Origin of the sequence: Lachnoanaerobaculum gingivalis (genome assembly GCF_003862475.1) — a bacterium.
Classification (GTDB): domain Bacteria; phylum Bacillota; class Clostridia; order Lachnospirales; family Lachnospiraceae; genus Lachnoanaerobaculum; species Lachnoanaerobaculum gingivalis.
In genome coordinates, this window is record NZ_RRCO01000001.1 from 658,811 (window position 1) to 683,779 (window position 24,969).

A 24,969-nucleotide genomic window follows, 5' to 3' on the forward strand; every position below is an offset into this window, starting at 1 on the left:
TTTCAATTATCTATTATTTTAGCTTCTTTTCCCAATGCAGGTATTATTTTGTTTAAAAAATCTTCAGTGCTTATTTTTAAGGTTGAGGTATTCTCACAGGGATGGCATCTGATAAAATCAGCCTGTATTACATCTTTGTCTATTACAAGTTCAACTCTGTTGTCTTTGTCATTTAAAAGTCCCAGTACACTTACAGATCCCGGTGTTACATCCAAAAATTCCTTCAAATAGTTCTCTTTTGCAAAGGAGAGTCTGGACATATTTAGCTTCTTTGAGATATCTTTTGTAACATACTTCTTATCTCCCGGCATCATAAAGAGGAAAAACTTTGTTTCCTGCCTGTTGCAAAGGACTATATTTTTGCATATCTTAACTCCAAGCGCACCCTCTATCTCCTTGCATTTTTCCATATCTGAAGCCTCGTCATGGTCTACAACTTCGTATTCCACTCCCAGACTGTCCAAAAAATCATAACATCTTTTCTCTTTATCCTGTCTGTTTTCTATATCAACAGGTCTTCCCTTATATGGTTTTGAAATATACATAATAACCTTCCGAAATTACTCCAATATAAATACATATTTTTTCTCATTTGAAAGCTCTTTATCAAAGTTGAATCCGAGTCTGTCAAACTTTTTGATTTTCTCTTCATTTTGGATATTTCCGGATGCAATGAAGTTTACCATCTCACCTCTTGCCATCTTTGCCATTGTGGCTTTTTGTACTACCTTGCCGTCTTTTTTCTCGGCAAACACACAGGTGATGAATTTATTTTCTTTTGAAAGATAGCTTTCTATAGTTTTTGAATATTCTTTTGAGGCAAGATTTATTACTACTTCTCCGGTTTCAAAGAGTTTTCTATATATTTTATCGCCCCAAAACTCATACAGATTTTTGTGCTCTCCTATCTCCATCTTTGCCTGCATCTCAAGTCTGTATGGACTTACGCCGTCAAATGCTCTAAGTATTCCGAAAAATCCCGAAAGTATATATAAATTCTCTTTTATATACTCTATTGCGGAAGCTTCCATTACATTTACCGCCATATACTGATACTGTATACCTTGATAAGAAAATATTGCAGGGGTAAGACTCCCCTGCAAATTCATGTTTTTAAATCTGTCAAAATTTTCATTTGCAATTTTTTCATTGCATTTCCAGATCTCTTTCAGCTCTTCATAAGATTTTTGTCTTATCTCTTCTAAAAGGATCTTACTCTTATCAATATATGTAGGTACACTGCTTCCGATATAACAGTCCGTATTTTCTATCATTGTCTTGGCAGGTGATACTACTATTTTCATTCCAAAATCTCCAACATCTCAGCGGGATTCTTGGCGGCTTTTACCTTATCCATAGCCTCTATGATAATACCCTTTTCATCTATAAGATATGTGGTTCTTACCACTCCCATAGATACTTTTCCATAGAGTTTTTTCTCATGCCATACATCATAAGCCTGTATCACGTCAAGCTCAGGATTTGAAAGCAATGTAAACGGCAGTGAATATTTATCTTTAAACTTCTTATGTGATGCCACACTGTCCTTACTGATGCCTACAACCTCTACTCCTTTTTCCGTAAACTGCGGATACAACTCTCCGAAGCCGCAAGCCTGCGCACTGCATCCCGGTGTATTGTCCTTTGGATAAAAGTACAATATAAGTTTCTTACCTTCATAATCTGAAAGATTTCTTACTGTTCCGTTCTCATCCGGAAGTGAAAACTCCGGTGCTTTTGTTCCTATCTGTAACATAAATTTCCTTCCTTATAAAATCTCTTTAAATATACCCTTTAGTGCCGGATATATCTTTCTAAACTTCTCATATCTTTCCTCGTATTTTGCCACGAGTTCAGGATCCGGTTGTATTCTTTCTTTTATTTTTATTATGGACTTTGCAGCCGCTTCCACACTTTCGTATTCTTTGCAGCCTACTGCCGCAAGTATGGCAGCTCCAAATCCCGGACCTTCTTCACTTACAGGTACTTCCACTTCTACATTCATGATATTTGCCACAAGTTTTTTCCAAAGTGCACTCTTTGCGCCTCCGCCGCATATCATGGTCTTCTTTATCTCTATGCCTAGGCTTCTTGCCACTTCCAGAGAATCTCTGAGACCGAAAGTAACACCCTCCAGTATTGCAAGTGTCATATCTTCTCTTCTTGTGTCCATGCTCATTCCTATAAATGTACCTCTTGCAGCCGGATCATTGTGAGGTGAGCGCTCTCCCATAAGATATGGTAAAAAGAACACCTTATTTTCTCCAAGATTATCTATATTTTCCTGTTCTTTTGAAAAATCCTTTGTCTTTAGTATATCTTCCATCCACCATTTATTGCATGAAGCCGCACTGAGCATACATCCCATAAGGTGGTATTTTCCATCCGAATGAGCGAATGAATGAAGCGCATTATACTTATCCACTCCGAAGTTTTGACTGGATATAAATATGGTTCCTGAAGTTCCCAAAGAAATATTGCAGGCTCCTTCTCCCACAGTACCTGTTCCTATAGCCGCAGCCGCATTATCTCCGGCTCCGGCTATTATTTTTATATCTTCATTCAGTCCAAGTTCCTTTGCAAGTTCAGGTTTTATATTTCCTACCACCTCAAAGCTCTCGAAAAGTTTTGGAAGTATATTTTCTGAAATACCGCATATTTCAATCATTTCGGATGACCATTTTTTGTTTTTCACATCCAAAAGCAACATACCGGAAGCATCCGAATAGTCTGTAGCAAAGCTTCCGCTAAGCATATAGCTGATATAATCCTTTGGAAGCATTATTTTTGAAATTTTTTCAAAAATCTCAGGCTCATTATTCTTCACCCAAAGTATCTTAGGTGCGGTAAATCCTGCAAATGCGATATTTGCAGTGAGCTTGGAAAGTTTTTCCTTCCCGATAACATTGTTTAAATAGTCTGTTTCCTCAGTACTTCTGCCGTCATTCCAGAGTATTGCAGGCCTTAGCACATTGTCATCCTTATCAAGAATAACAAGTCCATGCATCTGTCCTCCGAAACTGATACCGCCTATCTTATCGTCTAAGCCTGCAGCTATCTCCTTTAAGCCTTCTTTTACCGCTATAAACCAGTCTTCGGGCTTTTGCTCACTCCATCCGGAATGCGGAAAGTATAGAGGATACTCCTTTGATACAGACTTTACAAGTTCACCCTTACTGTTCATCATTACAAGCTTCAGAGCTGAGGTTCCCAAATCAACACCAATATAATACATACACGTCTCCATAAATTAAAAATTTATTCTATTATCTATTACATTAAGATTCTACTCTTACCTTGTCAATTGTATTCTTGCTCTTTTTACTGATAAAGTTGCTATCATTTTTATGTCTGTTTTGATCTTTTAAATCTCTTCGGTAAATGCAACTTAAATACCGAGTCCACAAAGAATATGGCAAGGGCTATGGATCCCGCAATTTTTAATGCTTCATTCATATAGGTACTCAGATATGACGACTCTCTTATAAAGGCGTAAGCACATCTGTATATTGAACCTCCGGGTACTATCGGCAATATTCCCGGTATAAGGAAATTACTTACCGGTGCTTTTAAAACTCTGGCAAGTATATGTGACATTGTTGCAATACAAAGTGCTGAAAAAAGGGCGGCAATCTCCACCCTACTTGCTACCATCTCCATCAAAAGATATACAGCCCAGCCCACCATTCCGGTCATCCCGGCCTGTACCATGTATTTTTTCGGCAGCTCTATCATGATACAAAAAGCCACCACTGCAATAAATGCACCAATTATCTTAAATAACATACTCGCCTCACAAAATCACATATGCCAGTGCCACGCCTACGGCAACCGCAAAGGCCACAACTCCTGTCTCCAGTCCTCTGCTGACACCTGCTGTATAATCTCCGTTTAATGTATCTCTCATAGCTGTGGTAAAGATAACTCCCGGTACTATCGGCATTATTCCGCCTATTATTACCAAATCTATATTCATATTTGCAAATACAAATCTTTGAAATCCCACTGCTGTCAAAGCCATTGACAGTGTGGAGATCATATTCAGGAAAAATGAGTTAAATCCGAAAGGAACCAGTGCCCACTGTGTAATTGCCATCGCAAGTCCCGCAACTCCCGCCACCATGCAGTCGGTAAAATCTCCTCCAAGCATCATGGTGAAAAAAAGTGCCACTCCTACAAAGGAAAGTCCGTAAAGCACACCTCTAAACTGCCTTACATCCTTTATCCTCTTTATCTCATCATATGCCGTATATATATCTATAGTTCCTGCACTCAGGGCTCTTGATACATTGTTTATCAGATATATTCTGTTGATATTTGTAGTTCTTTCAGGTACTCTTTTTGACATAGTAATAAGCCCTTCATCACTGTCCAAAGTCAAGGTAATACCTGTTGCCAGAACAAATGCAGTATGTGATTCACATTTTGAATAGTCAAGTATCCTGTTCATAGTATCTTCCACTCTGCTGATCTCCGCTCCGGCTATGAGCATAGTCTCACCTGCAAGCATGGCTGTCTCCGCAACCACTCTTTCGAGGCTTTTTGACACATTTTTTTTGTCTGCCACTTCCTCTTCTCCAATTTATTATTTTTATAAGTTTGCTCTGAGCTCGCTTATCTTATCTCGCAATAGTGCCGCATTTTCAAAATCCAGCTCCGCAGCGGCTCTAAACATCTTCTTTTCAAGCTCTTTTATAAGCTTGTTTATCTCCGCTTTATCCATGGATTCCACATCCTTATCAATAGTTGACACACTCTCGGCAGCCTTTGATATTGCTATAAGATCTCTTACCGCCTTTTTTATTGTGGTAGGTGTGATACCGTGCTCTTTATTGTAGGCTTCCTGTATGCCTCTTCTTCTGTAGGTCTCATCTATTGCCGCCTTCATTGAATCGGTCATATTGTCGGCATACATTATTACATGTCCGTCCGCATTTCTTGCAGCTCTTCCTATGGTCTGAATAAGTGAGGTCTCACTTCTTAAAAATCCCTCTTTATCCGCATCAAGTATTGCCACCAAGGTAATCTCCGGTATATCAAGTCCCTCACGCAAAAGATTGATACCTACAAGTACGTCAAATTTATCAAGTCTCATATCCCTGATAATCTCCGCTCTCTCTAATGTATCAATATCTGAATGCAGGTATCTTACTCTGATACCGACTTCCTTCATATATTCGGTAAGATCCTCCGCCATTCTCTTTGTGAGAGTGGTGATAAGTATCTTGTTCTTTTTCTCGATTTCTTTGTTTACCTCGGAAATCAAATCATCTATCTGACCTTCTACAGGTCTTACACTTATAGGCGGATCCAAAAGTCCTGTAGGTCTTATGATCTGCTCCGTTCTAAACATTTCATGCTCTTTTTCATATACACTTGGTGTAGCTGATACGAAAAGCATTTGATCTATCTTTGATTCAAACTCCGAAAATTCCAAAGGTCTGTTATCAAGTGCCGATGGCAGTCTGAAACCGTAGTTTACCAGTGTGGTTTTTCTGGACCTGTCACCTGCATACATTCCTCTGACCTGTGGAATGGTAATATGAGACTCGTCTACGATTATAAGAAATTCATCCTTAAAGTAATCTATCAATGTATATGGCGGTTCACCGGGTGCTGAACCTGTAAGATGTCTTGAGTAGTTTTCTATTCCCGAGCAAAATCCGGTCTCTCTCATCATCTCCACGTCAAAATGAGTTCGTTCGTCTATTCTCTGAGCTTCTATAAGCTTATCCTCCGATTTGAAGAACTTTACTCTCTCTTCACACTCTTCCAAAATATTTTGTGTGGCAATCATCATCTTTTCAGGCGCCACCACATAATGAGATGCCGGGAAAATGACCGCATGTGAAAGTTCGGCCAGGATATTTCCTGTCAGTGTATCTATCTCAAGTATTCTGTCCACCTCATCACCGAAGAACTCAAATCTTAATGCTGTGGATGTGGATGCCGCCGGAAATACTTCAAGCACATCTCCACGCACACGAAAAGTACCACGGTGAAAGTCCATATCATTTCTGTCATACTGCATATCTATGAGCTTTCTTATGACATCATCTCTGTCTCTTTCCATTCCCGGTCTTAAGGATACTACCATCTCCTGATAGTCTATGGGGCTACCAAGTCCATATATACATGACACTGAAGCCACTATTATCACATCTTTTCTTTCTGAAAGCGATGCTGTGGCCGAGTGTCTGAGTTTATCTATCTCGTCATTTATTGCAGAGTCTTTTTCGATATATGTGTCTGTGGAAGGCACATATGCCTCAGGCTGATAATAATCGTAATAAGAAACGAAGTATTCCACCGCATTTTCAGGAAAGAACTCTTTGAACTCTCCATAGAGCTGGGCTGCCAATGTCTTATTATGCGCTATTATAAGTGTAGGCTTTTGTAATTTTTGAATAACATTTGCCATGGTAAATGTCTTACCGGAACCTGTCGCACCGAGCAAGGTTTGAAAATGGTTTCCCTCTTTAAATCCTTTTACCAGCGCTTCTATTGCTTGAGGCTGATCTCCTGTAGGCAAAAACTCTGAATGTAATTTAAATTCCATTATTTTTAACCTTTCTATTCTGTCGGCATTGCCAACCTAGAAAAATTATAGCATGTGAGAATATAAAAGTACAGTAAAAAGAACGTTTGTTCGAAATATTTTGATCTGTTTTTATGGCTCTGATATATTATAAATCAGTTTTACGGATTGCTTACCTGCAGTATTCCTGCCTGCTTTTCCAACATATTTATAAAGCTTTCCATTTGTCTGTTCACAAACTTATCTTTCTTATGCAGTACCTGATAATTCACCTTTATATGAAAATCCTTTATAGGCAATACAGCCAATGTGTTATCTCTTAGTTTCGGCTCAATCAGAAATCTCGGTAACAAAGAATAACCCATATTGTTGCATAAGAGTTTGATAATCAGATTGGTATTCTGTGATTCAATGCTTGGCTTTATACCAAGACCAAGCTCCGAGAGTTTACTCTCAAGAATATATCTGTAGCTTGCATTTTTCTCAGTAAGTATACAGGGATAACTTAAGATCTCTGAAAGTTCTATTTCGTTTTTGCATGCCAACGGGTGATTTCTTGAAGCACAAAATACTACTTCGGTCTCCATCTGTATATCCGCAACAAAATCCTTTGAAACACTCGGTTTGTCAAGCAGGAGCATTATATCTATATTATTGTGTTTTATCCCTTCAAATAGCTCTGACGGAGTGCATACCCTTACTTCAACATTTACATTCGGATTTTTCTCATAAAACTCCGCCAAAACCTGTGGAAATAATGTGTCGCAAATAGAATCTATGGTTCCTATTCGAAGTTCTCCTGTCAGCATATCATCAGTTCTGATAAGTGACTCTTTTGCCTCTTCATTGAGCATAAGTATCTTCTCGGCATATGGATAAAACTGTTTTCCGTGATCTGTAAGTCGCACCTGCTTACCGAGTCTGTCAAAAAGTCTCATCCCAAGGTCAACCTCGAGTTGTTGTATCTGTATCGATACAGCTGCCGGTGAATACCCAAGCATCATTGAGGCTTTGTAAAAACTCCCCGATTCCGCTATTTTCACGAAGGTATTCAGCTTCTTTAAATCTAAAAAATTTTCCATAACTTCCCCTTTATATGGTTGGTAAATGTTTTTGTAGTCCCACAGCATATTAAATATATTTAACTAATTATGTTTATTTTTTTTGAATTATATATTTAATTTTTTAAGATTTACAATTTACACATAGACCTACTATACTATATATACATAATATTTACCATAATAATATTTAGTAAAACAAGCTGTTTGGGGGTGTGTTTAGTTTAATGGAAAAGGATGATATCAGGTACAGGACTTATGTCCGAATATTAAAGGACGAGCTTGTACCGGCTATGGGATGTACGGAACCCATAGCGCTGGCTTATGCGGCTGCAAAGGCAAGGGAAGTGCTTGGCAAATTGCCTAAAAAAGTGCTTGTGGAGGCCAGCGGAAGTATAATCAAAAATGTAAAGAGCGTGATAGTTCCAAATACCGGACATCTGAAAGGTATACCTGCGGCGGTGGCGGCCGGTATAGTTGCAGGTGATGCCGACAGAAAACTTGAAGTTATTTCAGATGTGGATGATAGCCAAAAATGTGAAATTGCAAATTTTATGGATAATATAGAAATTGATGTAATTCCTCTTGATATAGGTTATGTATTTGATCTTATTATTACACTTTTTGCTGATGATGAGTATGTAAAGATTCGTATTACAAATCAACATACAAATATAGTGCTTATTGAAAAGAATAATGATATAATCTTTAAAGCTGAGATAGAAAATAACGCTACATCCAAAAGTGCAGATAAAGATCTGCTCACTATGGATGATATCTGGGATTTTATAAACTCACTGGATATATCGGACGTGAAAGACACTCTCGACAGGCAGATATATTATAATACTTCGATATCTGAAGAAGGTCTTTTGGGAAATTACGGTGCAAATATAGGTTCTGTGTTGCTTGATACCTATGGCAATGATATAAAGGTAAGAGCAAAGGCAAAAGCCGCCGCAGGCTCGGATGCCAGAATGAACGGTTGTGAGCTTCCTGTTATTATAAACTCCGGAAGCGGTAATCAAGGTATCACCTGTTCAATTCCTGTTATCGAGTATGCCAAAGAATTAAAAGCATCAAAGGAAAAGCTTTATCGTGCACTTGCACTTTCAAATCTTACTTCCATACATCAAAAACATGGAATAGGTACACTATCCGCCTACTGCGGTGCTGTAAGTGCAGGAGCAGGTGCAGGTGCAGGTATCGCCTATCTTACGGAAGGCAGTCTTGAAGCTGTGGAACACACCGTTGTAAATACTTTGGCTATAGTATCGGGTATTATGTGTGACGGAGCAAAGGCATCATGTGCGGCCAAGATAGCCTCTTCAGTGGATGCGGCTATTATGGGACTTAGCATGTATAGAGACGGCCAGGCTTTCCATGGCGGTGACGGTATTGTAATGAACAATATTGAAGAGACTATCAAGGGAATTTCAAAGATAGGCAAGGACGGAATGAGAGAAACAAACAATGAGATTATAAAACTTATGGTGGAAAACCATTAAATCTTTAGGAGGATTTTGATATGAAAAAGAATAGTATTTTAAACAGTCTGCCTTTCAGGCTGTTGCTTGCACTTGTAATAGGTATTGCTGTAGGGCTTTTCCTCAACAAAAATGATACAGGTGCCGTTTCTGTAGCACTGCTTAATATAATTGTGACTGTTAAGTATATTGTAGGGCAATTTATAGGATTTTGTATTCCGCTTATTATTATAGGTTTTATTGCCCCTTCAATTACAAGACTTGGCAGCAATGCGTCAAGAATACTTATAGTTGCTCTTATAATAGCCTATGTTTCTTCAATCGGTGCGGCATTCTTTGCTACAGCCTCAGGATTTTTGATCCTTCCTCATATGAGTCTGGCACCTGAAGTTGAAGGTCTTAAGGAATTACCTCAGCTTGTATTCCAGCTTTCCATACCGGCTATAATGCCTGTTATGAGTGCTCTTTTCTTCTCTGTAATGGTTGGATTGGCTGCAGCATGGAACAGAAGCGAACTTATTACCGGTGTTTTGGAGGAATTCCAAAAGGTTGTACTCAGCATAGTAACAAGATTTGTTATTCCTGTTCTTCCTGTTCTTATCGGTACTACTTTTGCAACTCTCGCATATGAGGGAAGTATAACAAAACAATTGCCTGTGTTCCTTGTTATTATCATTATGGTAATGATAGGTCATTATATCTGGCTTGCACTCCTTTATCTGATTGCCGGAGCTTATGCAGGAGCAAATCCTTTGGATATTTTAAAGCATTACGGACCTGCATATATGACTGCGGTAGGTACCATGTCAAGTGCCGCTACACTTTCAGTTGCTCTGGAATGTGCTAAGAAATCAGAACCTACACTTCGTGATGATATGGTAAATTTCGGTATTCCGCTGTTTGCAAATATCCACCTTTGCGGCTCTGTTATGACTGAGACATTCTTTGTTATGGTAGTTTCAAAAATGCTTTACGGAGAATTCCCTTCTCCTGCAAAGATGATTCTGTTCTGCCTTCTTCTTGGTGTATTTGCAATAGGTGCACCGGGAGTTCCGGGAGGTACCGTAATGGCTTCCCTCGGTCTTATAACCGGAGTTCTTATGTTTGATGAGACCGGAACAGCTCTTATGCTTACAATCTTTGCACTTCAGGATTCATTCGGTACAGCTTGTAATGTAACAGGTGACGGTGCTCTGACACTTATACTTACCGGATATGCAAAAAAGAATAAGATAGAACCCCAAAAGCTTGGAAATATATTGGAGTAAAATATTTGAGTAAAATAAAAAATGGCTGTCACTTATAGAACCGGATTCATAAAGTGATAACCATTTTTTTATATATTTCATACGAACCTATTGCCTATACTTTATTATTATAGTATATATTAAGTGTATCAAAACGATTATTAATTATATGAACTGTAACCCGGTAAATTTACTTTTTACGGACATCATATAACTTTCTTATGCACGAAAGGAAAAATGTTATGAGAAAAAATAAATACTTGCTGCATATTATAATTGCACTTACCATTACAGCCTCTGTAGGTATTACAGCCTGTAAAAGTTCAACTGATGAGACAAAGATAAGTGCCGATGATTCAACTTCCTCTGTAGTAGAAGAAAATAAAGAATTGGAATCCCAAAAAAACACAAGTGATCTTGACTATAAGAGTTTGACGGTAGAAGATCTGACAAAAAACTTAATCGGTAAGAATGAGCTTACAGATGAAGAGTTTTTAGATTTGGTATCAACTTACAGATATGTCCCCATTACTGAAGATTTAAATCTTGAAGACGGAAGTGTTACACAACAGGCATTTTCATTGCTGGACGATAAGAACATTAAGTATACTGTAAGCCAAAATGTACTAAAAACCTTGATAAAAAGTGAATATCCTCAACTTAGGGGTATTGCATGTGAGCTGATGGATGAATTTAACGGAGCAAAAGAAGAAAATATAGATTTAGTAAAAGAAATCCTAAAGACAGAAACAGAGCCATATGTACTTAGAAGAGCTGTCAGTGTAGTAGCATATAAAGCCGGAGAGGATCCCGAAATTGCAAAGTTCCTTCTTGATATGGCTAAAAATGAGAATCCCGGAGTAAGAGAAAGAGCAGCCTATTGGTTATGCATCGGTTCTAATAAGGACATAGAAGGAGCGCAAGATCTGGTTTTTGAACTTATGCAGGATGAGAATAAAGAAGTTATGAGAACTGCATGTGAAAAAAGCGGAGTATTTAGAGATAATACAAAAATCACGGAGTATTTAAAAACAATACTTCTTGATGACAGTAAATATGAACTTCATGGTATCTGTGGAAAAGCTCTTATAGACATGTGGCTTAATCCTACTTATATGAACGGTCATAATGAAACTGCTTATAATGCGACTGTTGAGTATATTGAAAAGACATCAAGAAATGAAAATATACCTGAGTTTACAGTGCTTAATTATTTGAGTGATATATCTGATACGGGTTTTGAAGAATGGAAAGTACAAAATCCGTACTACAATAAGGATAAAATAATAGCTGCAATGATTGAAATTATTAAGGATCCTAATGCAAACAGTTTGGCACGTGCTTCTGCTATTGAAGTAATACATGCCCATGGAAAAAAAGAAGCCCTGGCATCTATAAAATCTGTAATTGAAGCTTTGACGGACAAAGATGCCTCATTTATAAAGGATGTTTTTTCTAAAGAGCTTGCAAAATAAATCATAAAATGCGACAAGGGTAAATAAAACTCAAGTCGCATTTTTTAACTTTATATTTCAACAGCTTTACCAAAATAAGTAAAAATATCTTAGTGTAATATAAATCTCTAATTCCCTTTATTATTGTACATCCACTTCAGTACTGCCATAGATATAATAATTGTATATCCTATAAAGCTTAATCTGTCCGGAATCTGACCTACAAATATAAATCCTAAAAGTGCTGAATATATAACCTGTGTATAGTCATATACCGAGATTTCTTTTGCAGGAGCATAAGTATAGGCTTTTGTGATGCAAATCTGTCCCAACATTGCAGAACATCCCGAACCCATAAGCATTATAAACTGTATATGGCTTGGAATGATAAAATCTATAGCCATAAGCGGTATACAGCATATGCTTGAAAAAACCGAGAATGAAAATACTATGAACATTCCCTTCACACCGTTACCGGTCATCTTTCTCACTAAAGCATATGCAATGCCTGCCATAAGTCCGCCCATGACTCCTATCATAGCTACTACAAAGGCAAAATTTGCACTTGGCTTTACTACAAATATCGCACCTATAAATGCTACTGCAGTAGTTAGAATATCCATCATAACCGGTTTTTCTTGTAAAATTATAAAACTTATCAGTATTGCAAAAAAAGGACTAAGTTTATTCAATATAGAAGCATCTGCAATATTCATATGGTCAATTGCATAGAAGTTACATATAACACCGATAAATCCACAAGTTGACCTGATAAATAATAAAATCCAATTTTTTCTTCCTATATTTTCCCACTTATAACCGTTTTTTATAAGCATAAAGAGTGCTACAAAGGCTGCAATCAAATTTCTGAAAAACACCTTTTCAAATGTGGGCAGTTCTCCCGCCATTCGCACAAAGAGTCCCATTAGGGAAAAACCGAATGCAGCTCCAAGTATGTACAATATTCCTATTTTTTTATTATTTTTATTCATAATGAAATTTTTCTCTTATCTCTTTTTCTCTAAATACTCCTCTTAATACATTTATGCAATATAAAAATCCGGGTATAAGAAACATATCCGCAACTATCCATGCCAGAGGTGATGCCATACATGCCGCCACAAAACCAAGATGTGGAACTGCCACAAAACCTATAAATCCTCTTGCAAACATCTCACATACTCCCGACAATATAGCAAACATAGGAAATCCCATACCTTGAATGGAGTTTCTCCATACATTAACAAAGATAAGTGCAAAATAAAAGCCCGAATTCCACAAAAGGAATATCCTTGCTTTTTCTATTACATCCGTCTTTGTTGCATCAATGAAAAACTTTGGCAATTCTCCACCGATAAATATCATTAAAACAAATACTATTGCAGAATATATTATTCCTATTATTGTAGCTACTCTTACGCCTTCCTTTACTCTTTCAAGCTTTCCGGCACCTACATTCTGTCCGCAATAAGTAGCCATGGTCGCTCCAAGAGCATCCGTTACAGCCACACAGAAGCTGCTTATCTTACTGCCTGCCGTTACCGCAGCTACAACCACTGCTCCCAGTCCGTTTACTGCCGTCTGCAATATTACAGAGCCTATGGCGGTGATTGAATACTGCAATCCCATAGGGATGCCCATGGACAATAATATCTTTATATGCCTTGCAGATACTCCGCCCTCTCCCGATTTAAGCTTTAATATATGAAACCTTTTAACCATAAATATTACACATAGTATCCCGGATACCAGCTGTGATATAACTGTTGCATAGGCAGGTCCTGCCACTCCAAGTCCCATAAACTGTATTGATACAATATCCAGCACTATATTAAGCAATGCCGCCACTATAAGAAAATACAGCGGAGTCTTTGAATCTCCCAATGCTCTTATAATACCTGCCGTCAAATTATAAAGATACATTACAGGAATGCCTGCAAATATAACAATAATATATATATATGCTTCATCCAGAATTTCTGCGGGTGTATTTGTCACTACAAGTATTAACCTTGTAAGCAGACAGACTATTGCAGTAAGAACTACGGAAAAAAATATTCCCATATATACCGCATTCATAGTAAATCTTCTCATCTCACTATAGTCTTTTGCACCGAATTTTTGTGCTATAGGTATGGAAAATCCTGCCGTATTTCCAATAACAAAGCCGTTTACCATGAAAAAGATGGCACCTGTGGAACCCACAGCTGCCAATGAATTAACACCCAGATACTTACCTACCATTACCGCATCCACCATACTGTAGAACTGCTGGAATAATGTTCCTATAAGCATGGGTATAGCAAATGCCAATATAAGTTTTAAAGGTTTTCCACAGGTCATATCTGTGATTCCCTGTGATTTCTTTTGTATATTTTCTTCCATAATTACCTCAAAACAGCATTTACATTTCGTCAATACTTTTATTTAAAACCATCCTAAGATTATCTATACTGTCATTCAGTATAAGTTCTTTTGGGAAATCCATTTCAGTCAACAATGTAGCACAGTTTCTGAAATCACCCACATCATCCGCATAATGGCTGTCTGTATTACATATTATATATGTACCGTATTTTCTTGCAGCCTCAAGCATCTTTATGGCATTCTCTCTTCCATGCAGTCTTGCGGACTTAGGATTCAATGATGAATTGTTAAGTTCAAGGACAATGCCCTTTTTTTGGGCTTCCTTTGCCAGTTCATCATGATCCATAGGATATCTTCCGTCATCCGGATGCCCTATAATCTTTACATATGGATTTGACATGGCACCAAAATATGCATCCATATTTTCCTGCAGGCTTCCTGGCTCTATACAGATGGTATGCATACTGGCTATAACATAATCAAGTCGATTCAAAATATTATTATCAATATCTAAATTTCCCTTGAAATCAATTATATTTGCCTCTACACCTCTAAGTATCAATACCCCTTTATATCTTCTGGGTATTACCTTAAAATTCATGAAATATATATTTTTGCATGAACCGGGTACCGCTTCACTATGATCTGAAAATCCATATGCTAAAAGCCCTTTTTCCACCGCTTCTTCCATGTTTTCTTTCAATGTGGAATATGCATGACCGCTGGCGATTGTATGCGTATGCAAATCAAATAAAAAATCCATATCAGTTCTTAAAAAGATCTCCCAACTTATCCATAGCGTTTGAAATGCCGACCTTAGCTATCTGTGTCTTTACACCTGCAACAACTGAATCGAGCTGACCGTCAGGTATATCAATACCTGTAAGGCTTTCTATTATTTTCTCAGGATCCTTAGCCAAATTTGCTAAAAGTTCAGGATCTGCCTTTGCCTTATTTATTATATCTGTTACTATTTTTGTGATATCCATATTTTCTCCTTTTTTGTACAACTAAAGCCAAGATTATATAAAGTATCTTGGCTCCGGTTAAATATATTATTGATTTATATTAGTTTCCTGACATCTGTTTTGCAACTTCTTCTGCAAAGTTCTCGCTCTTCTTCTCAAGGCCTTCACCTGTCTCGAATCTAACGAATCCCTTGATAGAAATGTTTGCATTGTTTGCCTTAGCAACCTCTGCTACATAAGCAGCTACTGACTGCTTACCGTCTGCCGCCTTAACATACTGCTGGTCAAGAAGACAAATCTCTTTAAGTTCCTTCTTAATTCTACCCTCAATCATTCCCATGATCACCTTCTCAGGCTTTGAAGCTTCCTTAGGATCGTTCTTAATCTGAGCTAAGAGAATCTCTCTCTCCTTTGCAAGGTACTCTGCATCAACTTCCTTGTCTGAAGTATACTTCGGATGAAGTGCTGCAACCTGCATTGCAACATTTTTAGCCATCTCTTTGATTTCATCGTTTACAACATCAGTTGTAACATCTACAAGAACACCGATCTTTCCACCGGCATGAATATATGAAACTACACAACCGGCATTCTCTTCTACCTTCTCGAATCTTCTGATTGACATATTCTCACCGATGATTGAGATCATGCTTGAAAGCTTCTCGCCTACTGTAAGGCCCTCATCAAGCTCCCACTTCTCGTTCAAGAACTCTTCTGTATTGTTTGCAGTTGTCTTTAATGCCTGTGCTGCAACCTCTGCAACATAAGTTCTGAACTTCTCATTCTTTGCAACGAAGTCTGTCTCGGCATTAACCTCAAGTACAACCGCTTTCTTTGCATCATCGCTTACACAAACATCTACGATACCTTCAGCTGCTATACGACCTGCCTTCTTCTGTGCTCCTGCAAGTCCCTTCTCACGAAGGAAATCAACTGCCGCATCCATATCTCCATCAGTTGCAGCGAGGGCCTTCTTACAGTCCATCATTCCTGCGCCTGTCATCTCTCTTAATTCTTTTACCATTGCTGCTGTTACTGCTGCCATTGTAAAACCTCCTAAACATTTATAATATGACAAGTTGCAAAGCGGTAAACCCTCTTTGCAACCTGCCTGTAAGTCAATTATTTTTAATATTAAAACTGTCTGTCGTCCAATGCTTCCTTATCAGGAGCGAATGTCTCACCCTCAAGTGAATCATCAGCAACATCCTCTGATGTTGAAAGGATCTCACCCTGATTTGCCTCGATAACGGCGTCTGCCATCTTAGCTACGATAAGCTTTACAGCACGGATAGCATCATCATTTCCCGGGATAAGATAATCTAGCTCATCAGGATCACAGTTTGTATCACAGATACCGATAAGTGGAATACCTAAAGTATGAGCCTCCTGAACACAGATTCTCTCCTTCTTTGGATCTATAATAAATATAGCGTCAGGAATGTTCTTCATATCCTTGATACCGCCGAGGTTCTTCTCAAGCTTCTCCCATTCCTTCTTTAACTGAATAACTTCCTTCTTTGGAAGTAAATCAAATGTACCGTCTTCGCTCATCTCTTCCAACTGACGAAGTCTCTTGATTCTTGACTGGATTGTCTTAAAGTTTGTAAGCATTCCACCAAGCCATCTCTCGTTAACATAGTACATTCCGCAACGCTCAGCCTCTTCCTTGATAGCATCCTGTGCCTGCTTCTTTGTTCCTACGAAAAGGATCTTTCCACCATCCTTAGCTATGTCTGACATAGCATTGTATGCTGTATCAACCATACCTACACTCTGCTGAAGATCGATAATGTGAATACCGTTTCTCTCTGTGTAGATATATGGAGCCATCTTAGGGTTCCATCTTCTTGTCTGATGTCCGAAGTGAACACCTGCCTCAAGTAACTGCTTCATTGAAATAACACTCATTGTTTTTCTCCTTTGGTTTTTCTTCCATCAAGCTTAAGAAAAGGACCTATGGCACCTCTTTCCCTATTCACTTGATGTGCTTATTTAGCTATAGAATTCTATCATAATATTCATCAGATTGCAACTCTTCTTTTTTATTACCATGATACAAAATAAGACATAATATAAATCCCGCCGCAGCGCCTGCAACATGTGCGGCATTATCCACGCCTGTAGTCCTGAATCCTGTATAAAGCATAAGTGCAAGAGAGATTGCTATCTGTTGTATACTCAAATCCTTTATTCTTCCTCTGTTTACAAGTAAAGCATATAAAAGCGCTCCCACTATACCGAATATCGCACCTGAAGCACCGGCACTTACAGCCACATCACCTGTATAAGTCTGAAACCAATCCGAACCTATATTTGCAAGTATACCTGAGAGTATATATATAATGAAGAATCTCACATGTCCCAGTATATCTTCAAGTTTTCCTCCAAGCAGTACTAAAATAAGCATATTGTTGACTATATGTTCTATTCCGAAATGCATAAACATGGAAGTTACAAGTCTGTAATACTCACCGTTTTTAATGTTCTCGGGAAAAGCCGCACCGTATTTCAGCATTACCATAGTATTTTCGGAGCCGCCATGGGTTTCAAGGAAGATAAAGTATATAATATTTACAACTATAATACTGATTGCAACATAATTTTTCTTACCTATTCCAAGTTCCATTATCTGATACACTCTGCTATTTTCTTTGCTGTTTCTTTTTGCACTTCTTTATCCGACTGTCCCGGCACCCAACTTACAATACTTGAAGCATCATCATATCTCGGTATTACATGTATATGGCAGTGGAAAACCGTCTGTCCTGCACTCTCTCCTGTATTTGCCAGAGTATTAAATCCGGTAGCTCCAAGAGCCGCCATAGATGCCTTACCGAGTTTCGCAGCCAAAACAATTGCCTTTCCGGCTATATCCTCACCAAGTTCCGTGATATCTCTTGCATGTGTCTTCGGTAATATAAGCATATGTCCCTTGCTTGCAGGTGATAAATCAAGTATTACCTTAAAATTGTCGTCTTCAAAAACTGTATCTGAAGGAATCTCTCCATTTGCTATTTTACAAAAAATACAATCCATATTTACCTCGCTTTAATCATTATTAGTCCACTCAGGTTCCTGCGGTGTTTCAAAAGTTCCCTTTATATTTGTATCACCGTCTATTGCCACAAGCACTCCTGCCGAATTGGTCTTATACTCCACCTTATCGGCATCTTTTACTTTGCCGTTTGATACTATCTTACCTGATGAGTTCACCACATAGTATGTATTACCGCTTCCACTCTCATTCGGAACCGCAAAAACCTGATACTTTAAAGACTCATTTGCTTTTACAAGTCTTCCCTTGTAGTAAAGCTTGTGATCTTTTGTGCCTGTCAGCCCCTTACCTGTTGAAGTCTGGAAAAAATACTCCTCCGACTTACCGGTTCCGTCCTTTATTGTTTGCTTACCCTTCATAAGATAGCATTGTGACTCATTCCCGAAGTAGTATGCCGAGTATGTATTCCCCTGATAAACCTTTTGAATACCGTATACAGGTGTTCCATTTTTATTAAAGAGATACTGATTTCCCTTTATTTTCTGCAAATCACTTGCATTCAGTTTTTCATTCTTTGATGCAACAGGTTCTCCTGTGGATGAGAAGTAGAACCATTCAACCGTATGATTGTACTCTCCTAGGAGCTCCTCAGGCGGCTCTGTGGAATACCATCCTGTTCTTAGAGTTCCGTCCTCATTCATATACTTAAAATTTTTGATAGTAGGATTTGAACCTCCGGAAATCTGTACCCAGCCTGTAACAAGTTCTCCGTTTTCATTAAAAGCATATCTTACACCGTCTATCTTCTTCTCGCCGTATTTTGATCCGTTTGTAAGTACGGGTTTAAACTTCTTTCCTGTATTTGTAAAGTAGAACCACTTCTCTTCTGAAGATGAATTTGGACCTGTTCTTCTTTCCCCTTCATCATTTGGCGGCATAAGTTTATACCAGCCTGTCACCATGGTTCCGTCACTTTTTATATAGTAGTTATCATCTAGTATCCACCCGGTAAGCATCTTTCCGTCTTCATCAAAGTAATAATATTGGTTGTTTATGCTCTTCCAATTTCCTTTGACAGCCTTACCTCCGACCTGAAAATAAGCCCAGTAATCTTCACCTCTGTCCTTTAATTTTCTCCAGCCTTCCACTATAAGTCCCTGATCATCGACATAATATTTGTCATCGTCTACCCAGCTGTTGGTAGCCATAACACCGGCATCGTTTAGATAACGCCATTTGTCATCTGCGCCTTTTCTCCACTCATTTGTTATTTTATTATTGTTTCTGTCCAAGTAAGTCCAGTCTGAACCCGATTTTACCCAGCCTTCTGCATATGCGCTTAAAGGTGTTACCAAAAGTAAACCGAAAGTCAAAATCGGTAACAGTATTTTCTTTTTCATATCCTACTCCATTATCGTTTATACTCGTTAAAGATTTTAATGTTTATGCTATACACTCTTTTGTACCATATATTATACACTACAAGGTTGTATTTTTCATTACATTTACCTTAACTAACGCAAAAAACCCGTCTCTGTCTTAGACAAAAACGGGTTTTGTTATATTTTTTGTAAATTTTATTCTACAACGTAAGGAAGAAGAGCTATATGTCTAGCCTTCTTGATAGCTACTGTGATTTCTCTCTGATGCTTAGCGCAGCTTCCTGAAATTCTTCTTGGAAGGATTTTTCCTCTCTCTGAAATATATTTTCTAAGAGTTGCCACATCTTTATAATCAATAGCCTTTTCCTTATCACTACAGAATGCACAAACTTTCTTTCTCCTGCGTAATCCGTTAGCAGGTCTTTTTCTAGAGCCTTCTGCTCTGTCAGCCTTGTTAAATGCCATGATAAAGTCCCCTTTCTTAATTTTAACCTAGTTAAATGGTAGACCCTCGTCATCAACTCCGTCCGGAATATTCATAAATCCGTCTGTACTCGCTGATGCCGGTGACGGTCTTGTAGAAGCCTGATAGCTGCTTGAGCCATCACTTGCTCCCTTACTGTCTGCAAATTCCTGAGTATCTATAATGACCTCAGTTGTATAAACTTTTTGACCTTCTTTGTTGGTATAACTTCCTGTCTGAATACGACCTGAAACCAATACTCTCATTCCCTGTCTAAAATATCTCTCTGCAAACTCGCCGGCTTTATCAAATGCAACACATGGTATAAAGTCTGCGTTCTGTTCAGATGAGTCTCCACGTTTGAAACCTCTATCTACCGCAAGAGTATATCTTGCAATTGCCATAGATCTCTCACCACTTGAATATCTTACTTCCGGGTCTCTTGTTAGTCTGCCCATTAATATGGCTCTGTTCATACAATCTCTCCTTTATATTAAGCTTACTGCTTAACGACTAGGTATCTCACAACTGATTCCATGATACGAACATTTGCCTCTAACTCGTTAGGACAATTGTTATCCTCTGACTGGAACTTAATGAAATAGTAGAATCCTTCTTTTTGTTTGTTAATGTCATAGGCAAATCTCTTCTTACCCCAATCATCGACATTTACAACGCTTCCACCAAATCTTGTGATGTAGTTTTGAACTTTCTCCAGAGCTTCCGCTCTTGCATCATCTTCAAGCTTACCATTAAGCACTAATGCTAATTCATATGTACTTGTCATTTCTTACCTCCTCTTGGTCTCTGGCCTTTGATATTGATATCAAAAGCAAGGATTATGTGTCACAGTACTTAATAATATCATAGTTTATTTTCTATTGCAAGCGATAAATCATTATCTTTTTGCTTTGTATAAGCCATAAATGATAAAGTCCTGGTATACCACAAATAAAAATGTCCCACTTATGGTAGAATAGTATTTTGTATATTCTAACACTAGGAGGGACTGACTTATCAGAAAGGTTATTTTATCAATGAATGAACAAAGAAAATATGAGGTTATTAAAGGGCTGGTAGATCACTCGGATACAGCTAATAAGGATAGAGCTGCTCTTATCCTAGGATGCACCAAGAGGCATATAAACCGTATGATACAAGGTTATATTAAAGATGGTAAGGCATTCTTTATCCATGGTAACAGAGGTAAGAAGCCTGCCACCACTATACGTCCTGATGTCAGAAGTCAGGTTATTGATCTATACAGAACTAAATACTACGAGGCTAACTTTGAACACTATACGGAGCTTCTTAAAAAGCATGAGGGTATAAGCATCTCTTCTTCCTCTGTAATGAGTATTTTGGAGTCAGAGTACATTCTATCTCCAAAGGCTACAAAAGCTAAACGTAGACGCATTAAGCAGGCTCTCAGAGCCAAGAAGCAAGCTGCAACATCAAAAAAAGAATTATCACAGATACAAGCTAACTTAGTAGCAGTTGAAGATGCTCACAGTCGTCGTCCAAGATGTGCTTATTTCGGTGAATTGCTTCAAATGGATGCTACCCCTTATGAATGGGTGCCCGGACAGATATGGCATCTACATTTGGCCATTGATGATGCCTCAGGTGTTGTTACGGGTGCATGGTTTGATACTCAAGAGACTCTTAACGGCTACTACCATGTGTTTGAACAGATTCTTACTGATTATGGTATTCCCTATAAGTTTCTTACTGATAAACGAACTGTATTTACATACAAGAAAAAAGGTGCCTTATCTGACGACAAAGACACCTATACACAGTTCGCTTACGCCTGCAAGCAACTTGGTATACAACTTGAATCAAGCAGCGTACCACAGGCTAAAGGACGCATAGAACGATTGAATCAAACCTTACAGTCACGCCTGCCTATTGAGTTTAGACTCGCAGGCGTAACCGACATCAATAATGCCAATGAATTCCTTTACCACTACATAAAAGAATTCAATGAGAAGTTCTCACTTCCATGTAATGGTATCAAATCTGTCTTTGAAAAGCAACCGTCTAAAGAAAAAATAAATCTTACTTTGGCGGTTTTAACCGAGAGAACTGTTGATGCCGGACATGCGATTCAATTCGAGAAGAAATTTTATAAGATGGTAGATAATAAAGGAATGCAGACCCATTACCGAAAAGGTACCAAGGTTATGCTTATCAAAGCATTTGATAGGTCTCTGTTTGCGTGCGTAAATGACAAAGATATTTACGCTCTGGAAGAAATACCGCCCCATGAGCATAAATCTAAGGACTTGGATTCTGATTACAAACAACCCGAGCCTAGAAAACCTTATATTCCACCAATGAACCATCCTTGGAGATTAGGTGCCTTTTATAAATTCGTACACTCACAGCCACACAGAATTGAAGAAGACATAAAAAGTGCATGATAAAAGCCCCTTTTATGGGGCTTATAAATTAATTTTTTTGGGACATAATCATTTATGCTTGACAGCGATAAATCATTATCTTTTTGCTTTGTTTTTTTGATATTCCGAAGGACTTAATGAAGTGTATTTTTTAAATACGGTACAAAAATACTTGTAATCACTGAATCCGACTTTACATGATATTTCATATATCATAAGATCCGACTTTTCCAGATAGGAAATGGCCTTTTTTATCCTGTATTGACTCAACAAATCCACAAAACTTGTATTAAGCTTTGTCTTTAACTTCCTGCTGATATAACTGTTGCTTACCTTAAGCTCATCCGCCACATCATTTATGCTCAGCCTCTCCGTATATTTACTTTGTATAATATCATAAACAGATCTTATAATAGAATCCGAGCTTTCTCCGGCTTTTAAAAATATTTTCCAGTCGTCTTCCTTTTCTATTATCTTATCCTTTACACTTTCCTCTATCTTTTTTTGCCTGTTGTTTTTATTTATTTTCTCGGTTATTGATTTTAACAGTTCTGTAAGCTCATCCTCGTCTACAGGTTTTAGCAAATATCCCGATGCACCAAACTCTATAGCACTTTTGGCATAATTAAATTCCGCATAACTGGTGAGTATTATACTGAAAAAATCCTTGCCTTGAAGCTTGGCATTTTGTATCATTTCTATTCCGGTCATCTTCGGCATCTTGATATCGCTGATAACTATATCCGGATTTAGCTTCAGTATCATATCAAGCCCTTCTTTGCCGTCCTTTGCCAGTCCAACTATGTTGCATCCGTAATCCATCCACTCAAAGGAAATAGCCAGACCGTTTCTTATAATCTCCTCATCTTCAACTATAATAATCTTATGCATATCTCATTCTCCCTGTCTGAAAATTTGAGGTAATACCAAAACAACTTCGGTACCTTTATTCATTTCACTGTTTATTTCAACTCCGTATTCAGTACCGTATAGAAGTTCTATTCTCTTATGTACATTATAAAGTCCTATATGATCTGAAAGGTTATACTTCTCCTTCAAATTTACAACCAACTCTTTTAAAAGTTCCCTCTCTATACCCACTCCATCATCTCTTACTGTTATATATACTTTTCCGGATTCTGTATAAGCTGATATTTCAACATTCAGTACTTCCACATCTTCTCCAAATCCATATTTAACGGCATTCTCCACAATGGGCTGAATTATCATCTTCGGTACGCTTACCACCTTGACTTCATCCGGAATATTGTCATTAAACTCAAGCCTTTCCCCGAATCTCACCTTCATGATTTCTATATATCTTTTGACAAAATCAAACTCTTCCTTAAATCTGACCGTATCAACTGTGTTTTGGATACTATATCTTAAAAGCTTTGACAAGTTTACGACAGTCTTGTCGGCGACCTTCGGATTGAATTTTACCAGATATCTTATAGACTCAAGTGTATTGAACAAAAAATGTGGGTTGAACTGCGACTCCATCATTTGAACTATTGCCATATTATTTTCCAGAGCCATTTTATCATGCCTTTCTATAAGATGTCTTATACTCCCAAGCATCATATTAAAAGAATGTCCTATAGATTTAAACTCATCATCGGATTCTATATTCAAATTTATATCAAGCTTTCCATCCTCCACCTGCTTTAGAGCATCTATAAGCTGATATATTATGGCGGTCTTTTTTGCCGAGAACTTACCTGCACTCGAAGAAATTGCTGCCGCCATTATAATTGCTACAGCAATTATCAACAGCAGCATTATTATGCTTATATTAAGATAAGTGCTGCAATCTGTAATCACATATATCCATGTATCTGCATAATCAACCCTATTCCTTGAAATATAGATTAGTTCTCCATCATTAAAGATCAGACCTCTTCTATCTCTGAAATTTTTAATAATCTTATTCCTATCATCGACAAAACGCTTTGAATTACTGAATATCACTCTATGAAATTTATTTACAAGCAAAACTGTACTATTTGTATTGTTAAAAATAGCGTCAAGATTTTTAAGCTCCAGCTCATATGTACAAAGTCCTACAAATTCATTGTCTCTCACAATAGGCTTTACTATAAGATATGATGATGTTGGAGAATTTTCTGTTCCGTTACCACCGTAAATATATATTATACCGGAGCCCTCTTCCCAAAAGTTTGATTTACTTCCGGCTATCTGATATTTTATAAGGTCCTTTTTATTGTCACTTCTTTCCGTACTGAATAACATATCTAACTTTTTATCGAAAATATAAAATTGTGCCTTTATATCCTTTTGATTTATGAAGTTATATACACCTTCAATTATCTCAACTTTGTATTGCTTGTTGTTTTTAAAAAGCTCTATATCAATCTCATTTGCAACATAATTTGTGTTTTCAATGTATCTGTTTAAAACAAACTCAAGCTTTTCTTTTGAATTTAGAGCATATATATTATTATTCCTATAGATATTTACAAATGCAATTAAAATAAATCCAAGTACGCATATTATGCATAAAATAAAACAGGGTGTAAGCGCATGAACTATAAGACTTCTTTTCAACTCTTCTTTAAAACTTATCTTTTTATTCATA

At 37.7% G+C, this 24,969-nt stretch carries 26 protein-coding genes; 4 read left to right on the top strand and 22 right to left on the bottom strand.

All coding sequences use genetic code 11. The annotated features are described in order from the left end of the window. Positions 1-2: 2 nt before the first annotated feature. The 8 genes from EHV10_RS03020 to EHV10_RS03055 form a co-directional block, all read right to left on the bottom strand. Positions 3-545 (bottom strand): prolyl-tRNA synthetase associated domain-containing protein, encoded by a 543-nt coding sequence (locus EHV10_RS03020; protein ID WP_128673351.1) that lies wholly within the window; start codon positions 543-545, stop codon positions 3-5. A gap of 15 nt (positions 546-560) precedes the next feature. Then, on the bottom strand, positions 561-1,304 hold the full coding sequence (gene yaaA, locus EHV10_RS03025; RefSeq protein WP_128673352.1) for a peroxide stress protein YaaA: 744 nt from the start codon (positions 1,302-1,304) through the stop codon (positions 561-563). After that, positions 1,301-1,756, bottom strand: coding sequence for a thioredoxin-dependent thiol peroxidase (bcp, locus tag EHV10_RS03030; RefSeq protein WP_128673353.1), 456 nt, complete (start codon positions 1,754-1,756; stop codon positions 1,301-1,303). The genes yaaA and bcp overlap by 4 nt, the downstream gene beginning before the upstream one ends. 12 nt (positions 1,757-1,768) lie before the next feature. After that, positions 1,769-3,235, bottom strand: coding sequence for a xylulokinase (gene xylB, locus EHV10_RS03035; RefSeq protein ID WP_128673354.1), 1,467 nt, complete (start codon positions 3,233-3,235; stop codon positions 1,769-1,771). Between the two features lie 110 nt (positions 3,236-3,345). After that, complete coding sequence (locus EHV10_RS03040) at positions 3,346-3,786, bottom strand: threonine/serine exporter family protein (RefSeq protein WP_128673355.1); 441 nt, start codon at positions 3,784-3,786, stop codon at positions 3,346-3,348. A gap of 7 nt (positions 3,787-3,793) precedes the next feature. Next, positions 3,794-4,567, bottom strand: coding sequence for a threonine/serine exporter family protein (locus tag EHV10_RS03045; RefSeq protein ID WP_128673356.1), 774 nt, complete (start codon positions 4,565-4,567; stop codon positions 3,794-3,796). 24 nt (positions 4,568-4,591) lie between these two features. Continuing rightward, on the bottom strand, positions 4,592-6,559 hold the full coding sequence (uvrB, locus tag EHV10_RS03050; RefSeq protein ID WP_128673357.1) for an excinuclease ABC subunit UvrB: 1,968 nt from the start codon (positions 6,557-6,559) through the stop codon (positions 4,592-4,594). A gap of 140 nt (positions 6,560-6,699) precedes the next feature. Next, entirely contained in the window at positions 6,700-7,620 is a 921-nt protein-coding gene (locus tag EHV10_RS03055) for a LysR family transcriptional regulator (RefSeq protein WP_128673358.1), read from the bottom strand. Positions 7,621-7,826: 206 nt separating this feature from the next. Here EHV10_RS03055 and EHV10_RS03060 point away from each other — a divergent pair, with 206 nt between their 5' ends. The 3 genes from EHV10_RS03060 (at position 7,827) to EHV10_RS03070 (ending at position 11,808) form a co-directional block, all read left to right on the top strand. Next, a complete protein-coding gene (locus EHV10_RS03060) occupies positions 7,827-9,107 on the top strand; it encodes an L-cysteine desulfidase family protein (RefSeq protein ID WP_128673587.1) in 1,281 nt (426 codons plus the stop codon). Between the two features lie 20 nt (positions 9,108-9,127). Then, positions 9,128-10,354 (top strand): dicarboxylate/amino acid:cation symporter, encoded by a 1,227-nt coding sequence (locus EHV10_RS03065; RefSeq protein WP_128673359.1) that lies wholly within the window; start codon positions 9,128-9,130, stop codon positions 10,352-10,354. 221 nt (positions 10,355-10,575) lie between these two features. Beyond that, positions 10,576-11,808 carry a HEAT repeat domain-containing protein gene (locus EHV10_RS03070; RefSeq protein WP_128673360.1) on the top strand — a complete coding sequence of 411 codons (1,233 nt, stop codon included), beginning with the start codon at positions 10,576-10,578 and terminating at the stop codon, positions 11,806-11,808. 107 nt (positions 11,809-11,915) lie between these two features. Here EHV10_RS03070 and EHV10_RS03075 read toward each other — a convergent pair whose 3' ends face one another. The 12 genes from EHV10_RS03075 to rpsF all read right to left on the bottom strand — a co-directional run bounded on the left by EHV10_RS03075 (position 11,916) and on the right by rpsF (position 20,752). Further along, entirely contained in the window at positions 11,916-12,779 is an 864-nt protein-coding gene (locus tag EHV10_RS03075; RefSeq protein ID WP_128673361.1) for a DMT family transporter, read from the bottom strand. After that, positions 12,772-14,172, bottom strand: a complete 1,401-nt coding sequence (locus EHV10_RS03080) for an MATE family efflux transporter (RefSeq protein WP_128673362.1) — start codon at positions 14,170-14,172, stop codon at positions 12,772-12,774. Before EHV10_RS03080 ends, EHV10_RS03075 begins: the two co-directional genes overlap by 8 nt. Positions 14,173-14,191: 19 nt before the next feature. Beyond that, a complete protein-coding gene (locus tag EHV10_RS03085; protein ID WP_128673363.1) occupies positions 14,192-14,917 on the bottom strand; it encodes a phosphatase in 726 nt (241 codons plus the stop codon). A gap of 1 nt (position 14,918) precedes the next feature. Then, positions 14,919-15,143, bottom strand: a complete 225-nt coding sequence (locus tag EHV10_RS03090; RefSeq protein ID WP_128673364.1) for a hypothetical protein — start codon at positions 15,141-15,143, stop codon at positions 14,919-14,921. A gap of 79 nt (positions 15,144-15,222) precedes the next feature. Beyond that, a complete protein-coding gene (gene tsf / locus EHV10_RS03095; protein WP_128673365.1) occupies positions 15,223-16,167 on the bottom strand; it encodes a translation elongation factor Ts in 945 nt (314 codons plus the stop codon). A gap of 89 nt (positions 16,168-16,256) precedes the next feature. Then, entirely contained in the window at positions 16,257-17,033 is a 777-nt protein-coding gene (rpsB, locus tag EHV10_RS03100; protein ID WP_128673366.1) for a 30S ribosomal protein S2, read from the bottom strand. An 88-nt stretch (positions 17,034-17,121) separates the two neighbouring features. Continuing rightward, positions 17,122-17,751: a rhomboid family intramembrane serine protease gene (locus EHV10_RS03105; RefSeq protein WP_207667124.1), complete on the bottom strand. Its 630-nt coding sequence runs from the start codon at positions 17,749-17,751 to the stop codon at positions 17,122-17,124. After that, a complete protein-coding gene (locus EHV10_RS03110) occupies positions 17,751-18,161 on the bottom strand; it encodes an HIT family protein (RefSeq protein WP_007595678.1) in 411 nt (136 codons plus the stop codon). Before EHV10_RS03110 ends, EHV10_RS03105 begins: the two co-directional genes overlap by 1 nt. A gap of 12 nt (positions 18,162-18,173) precedes the next feature. Further along, entirely contained in the window at positions 18,174-19,520 is a 1,347-nt protein-coding gene (locus tag EHV10_RS03115) for an N-acetylmuramoyl-L-alanine amidase family protein (RefSeq protein WP_128673367.1), read from the bottom strand. Between the two features lie 177 nt (positions 19,521-19,697). Then, on the bottom strand, positions 19,698-19,967 hold the full coding sequence (gene rpsR, locus EHV10_RS03120) for a 30S ribosomal protein S18 (RefSeq protein WP_128673368.1): 270 nt from the start codon (positions 19,965-19,967) through the stop codon (positions 19,698-19,700). A 27-nt stretch (positions 19,968-19,994) separates the two neighbouring features. Further along, entirely contained in the window at positions 19,995-20,441 is a 447-nt protein-coding gene (locus EHV10_RS03125) for a single-stranded DNA-binding protein (protein ID WP_007595674.1), read from the bottom strand. Positions 20,442-20,464: 23 nt separating this feature from the next. Continuing rightward, positions 20,465-20,752: a 30S ribosomal protein S6 gene (rpsF, locus tag EHV10_RS03130; protein ID WP_007595672.1), complete on the bottom strand. Its 288-nt coding sequence runs from the start codon at positions 20,750-20,752 to the stop codon at positions 20,465-20,467. A 250-nt stretch (positions 20,753-21,002) separates the two neighbouring features. Here rpsF and EHV10_RS03135 point away from each other — a divergent pair, with 250 nt between their 5' ends. After that, the gene (locus EHV10_RS03135) at positions 21,003-22,391 is read left to right on the top strand and encodes an ISNCY family transposase (protein WP_128673369.1); all 1,389 of its coding nucleotides are present in this window, start codon (positions 21,003-21,005) and stop codon (positions 22,389-22,391) included. Positions 22,392-22,466: 75 nt separating this feature from the next. Here the strand turns inward: EHV10_RS03135 and EHV10_RS03140 are convergent, their stop codons facing one another. Both EHV10_RS03140 and EHV10_RS03145 read right to left on the bottom strand, forming a co-directional pair. After that, positions 22,467-23,261, bottom strand: a complete 795-nt coding sequence (locus EHV10_RS03140; RefSeq protein WP_128673370.1) for a response regulator transcription factor — start codon at positions 23,259-23,261, stop codon at positions 22,467-22,469. A 3-nt stretch (positions 23,262-23,264) separates the two neighbouring features. Next, positions 23,265-24,968: a sensor histidine kinase gene (locus tag EHV10_RS03145; RefSeq protein WP_128673371.1), complete on the bottom strand. Its 1,704-nt coding sequence runs from the start codon at positions 24,966-24,968 to the stop codon at positions 23,265-23,267. Between the last annotated feature and the right edge of the window lies 1 nt (position 24,969).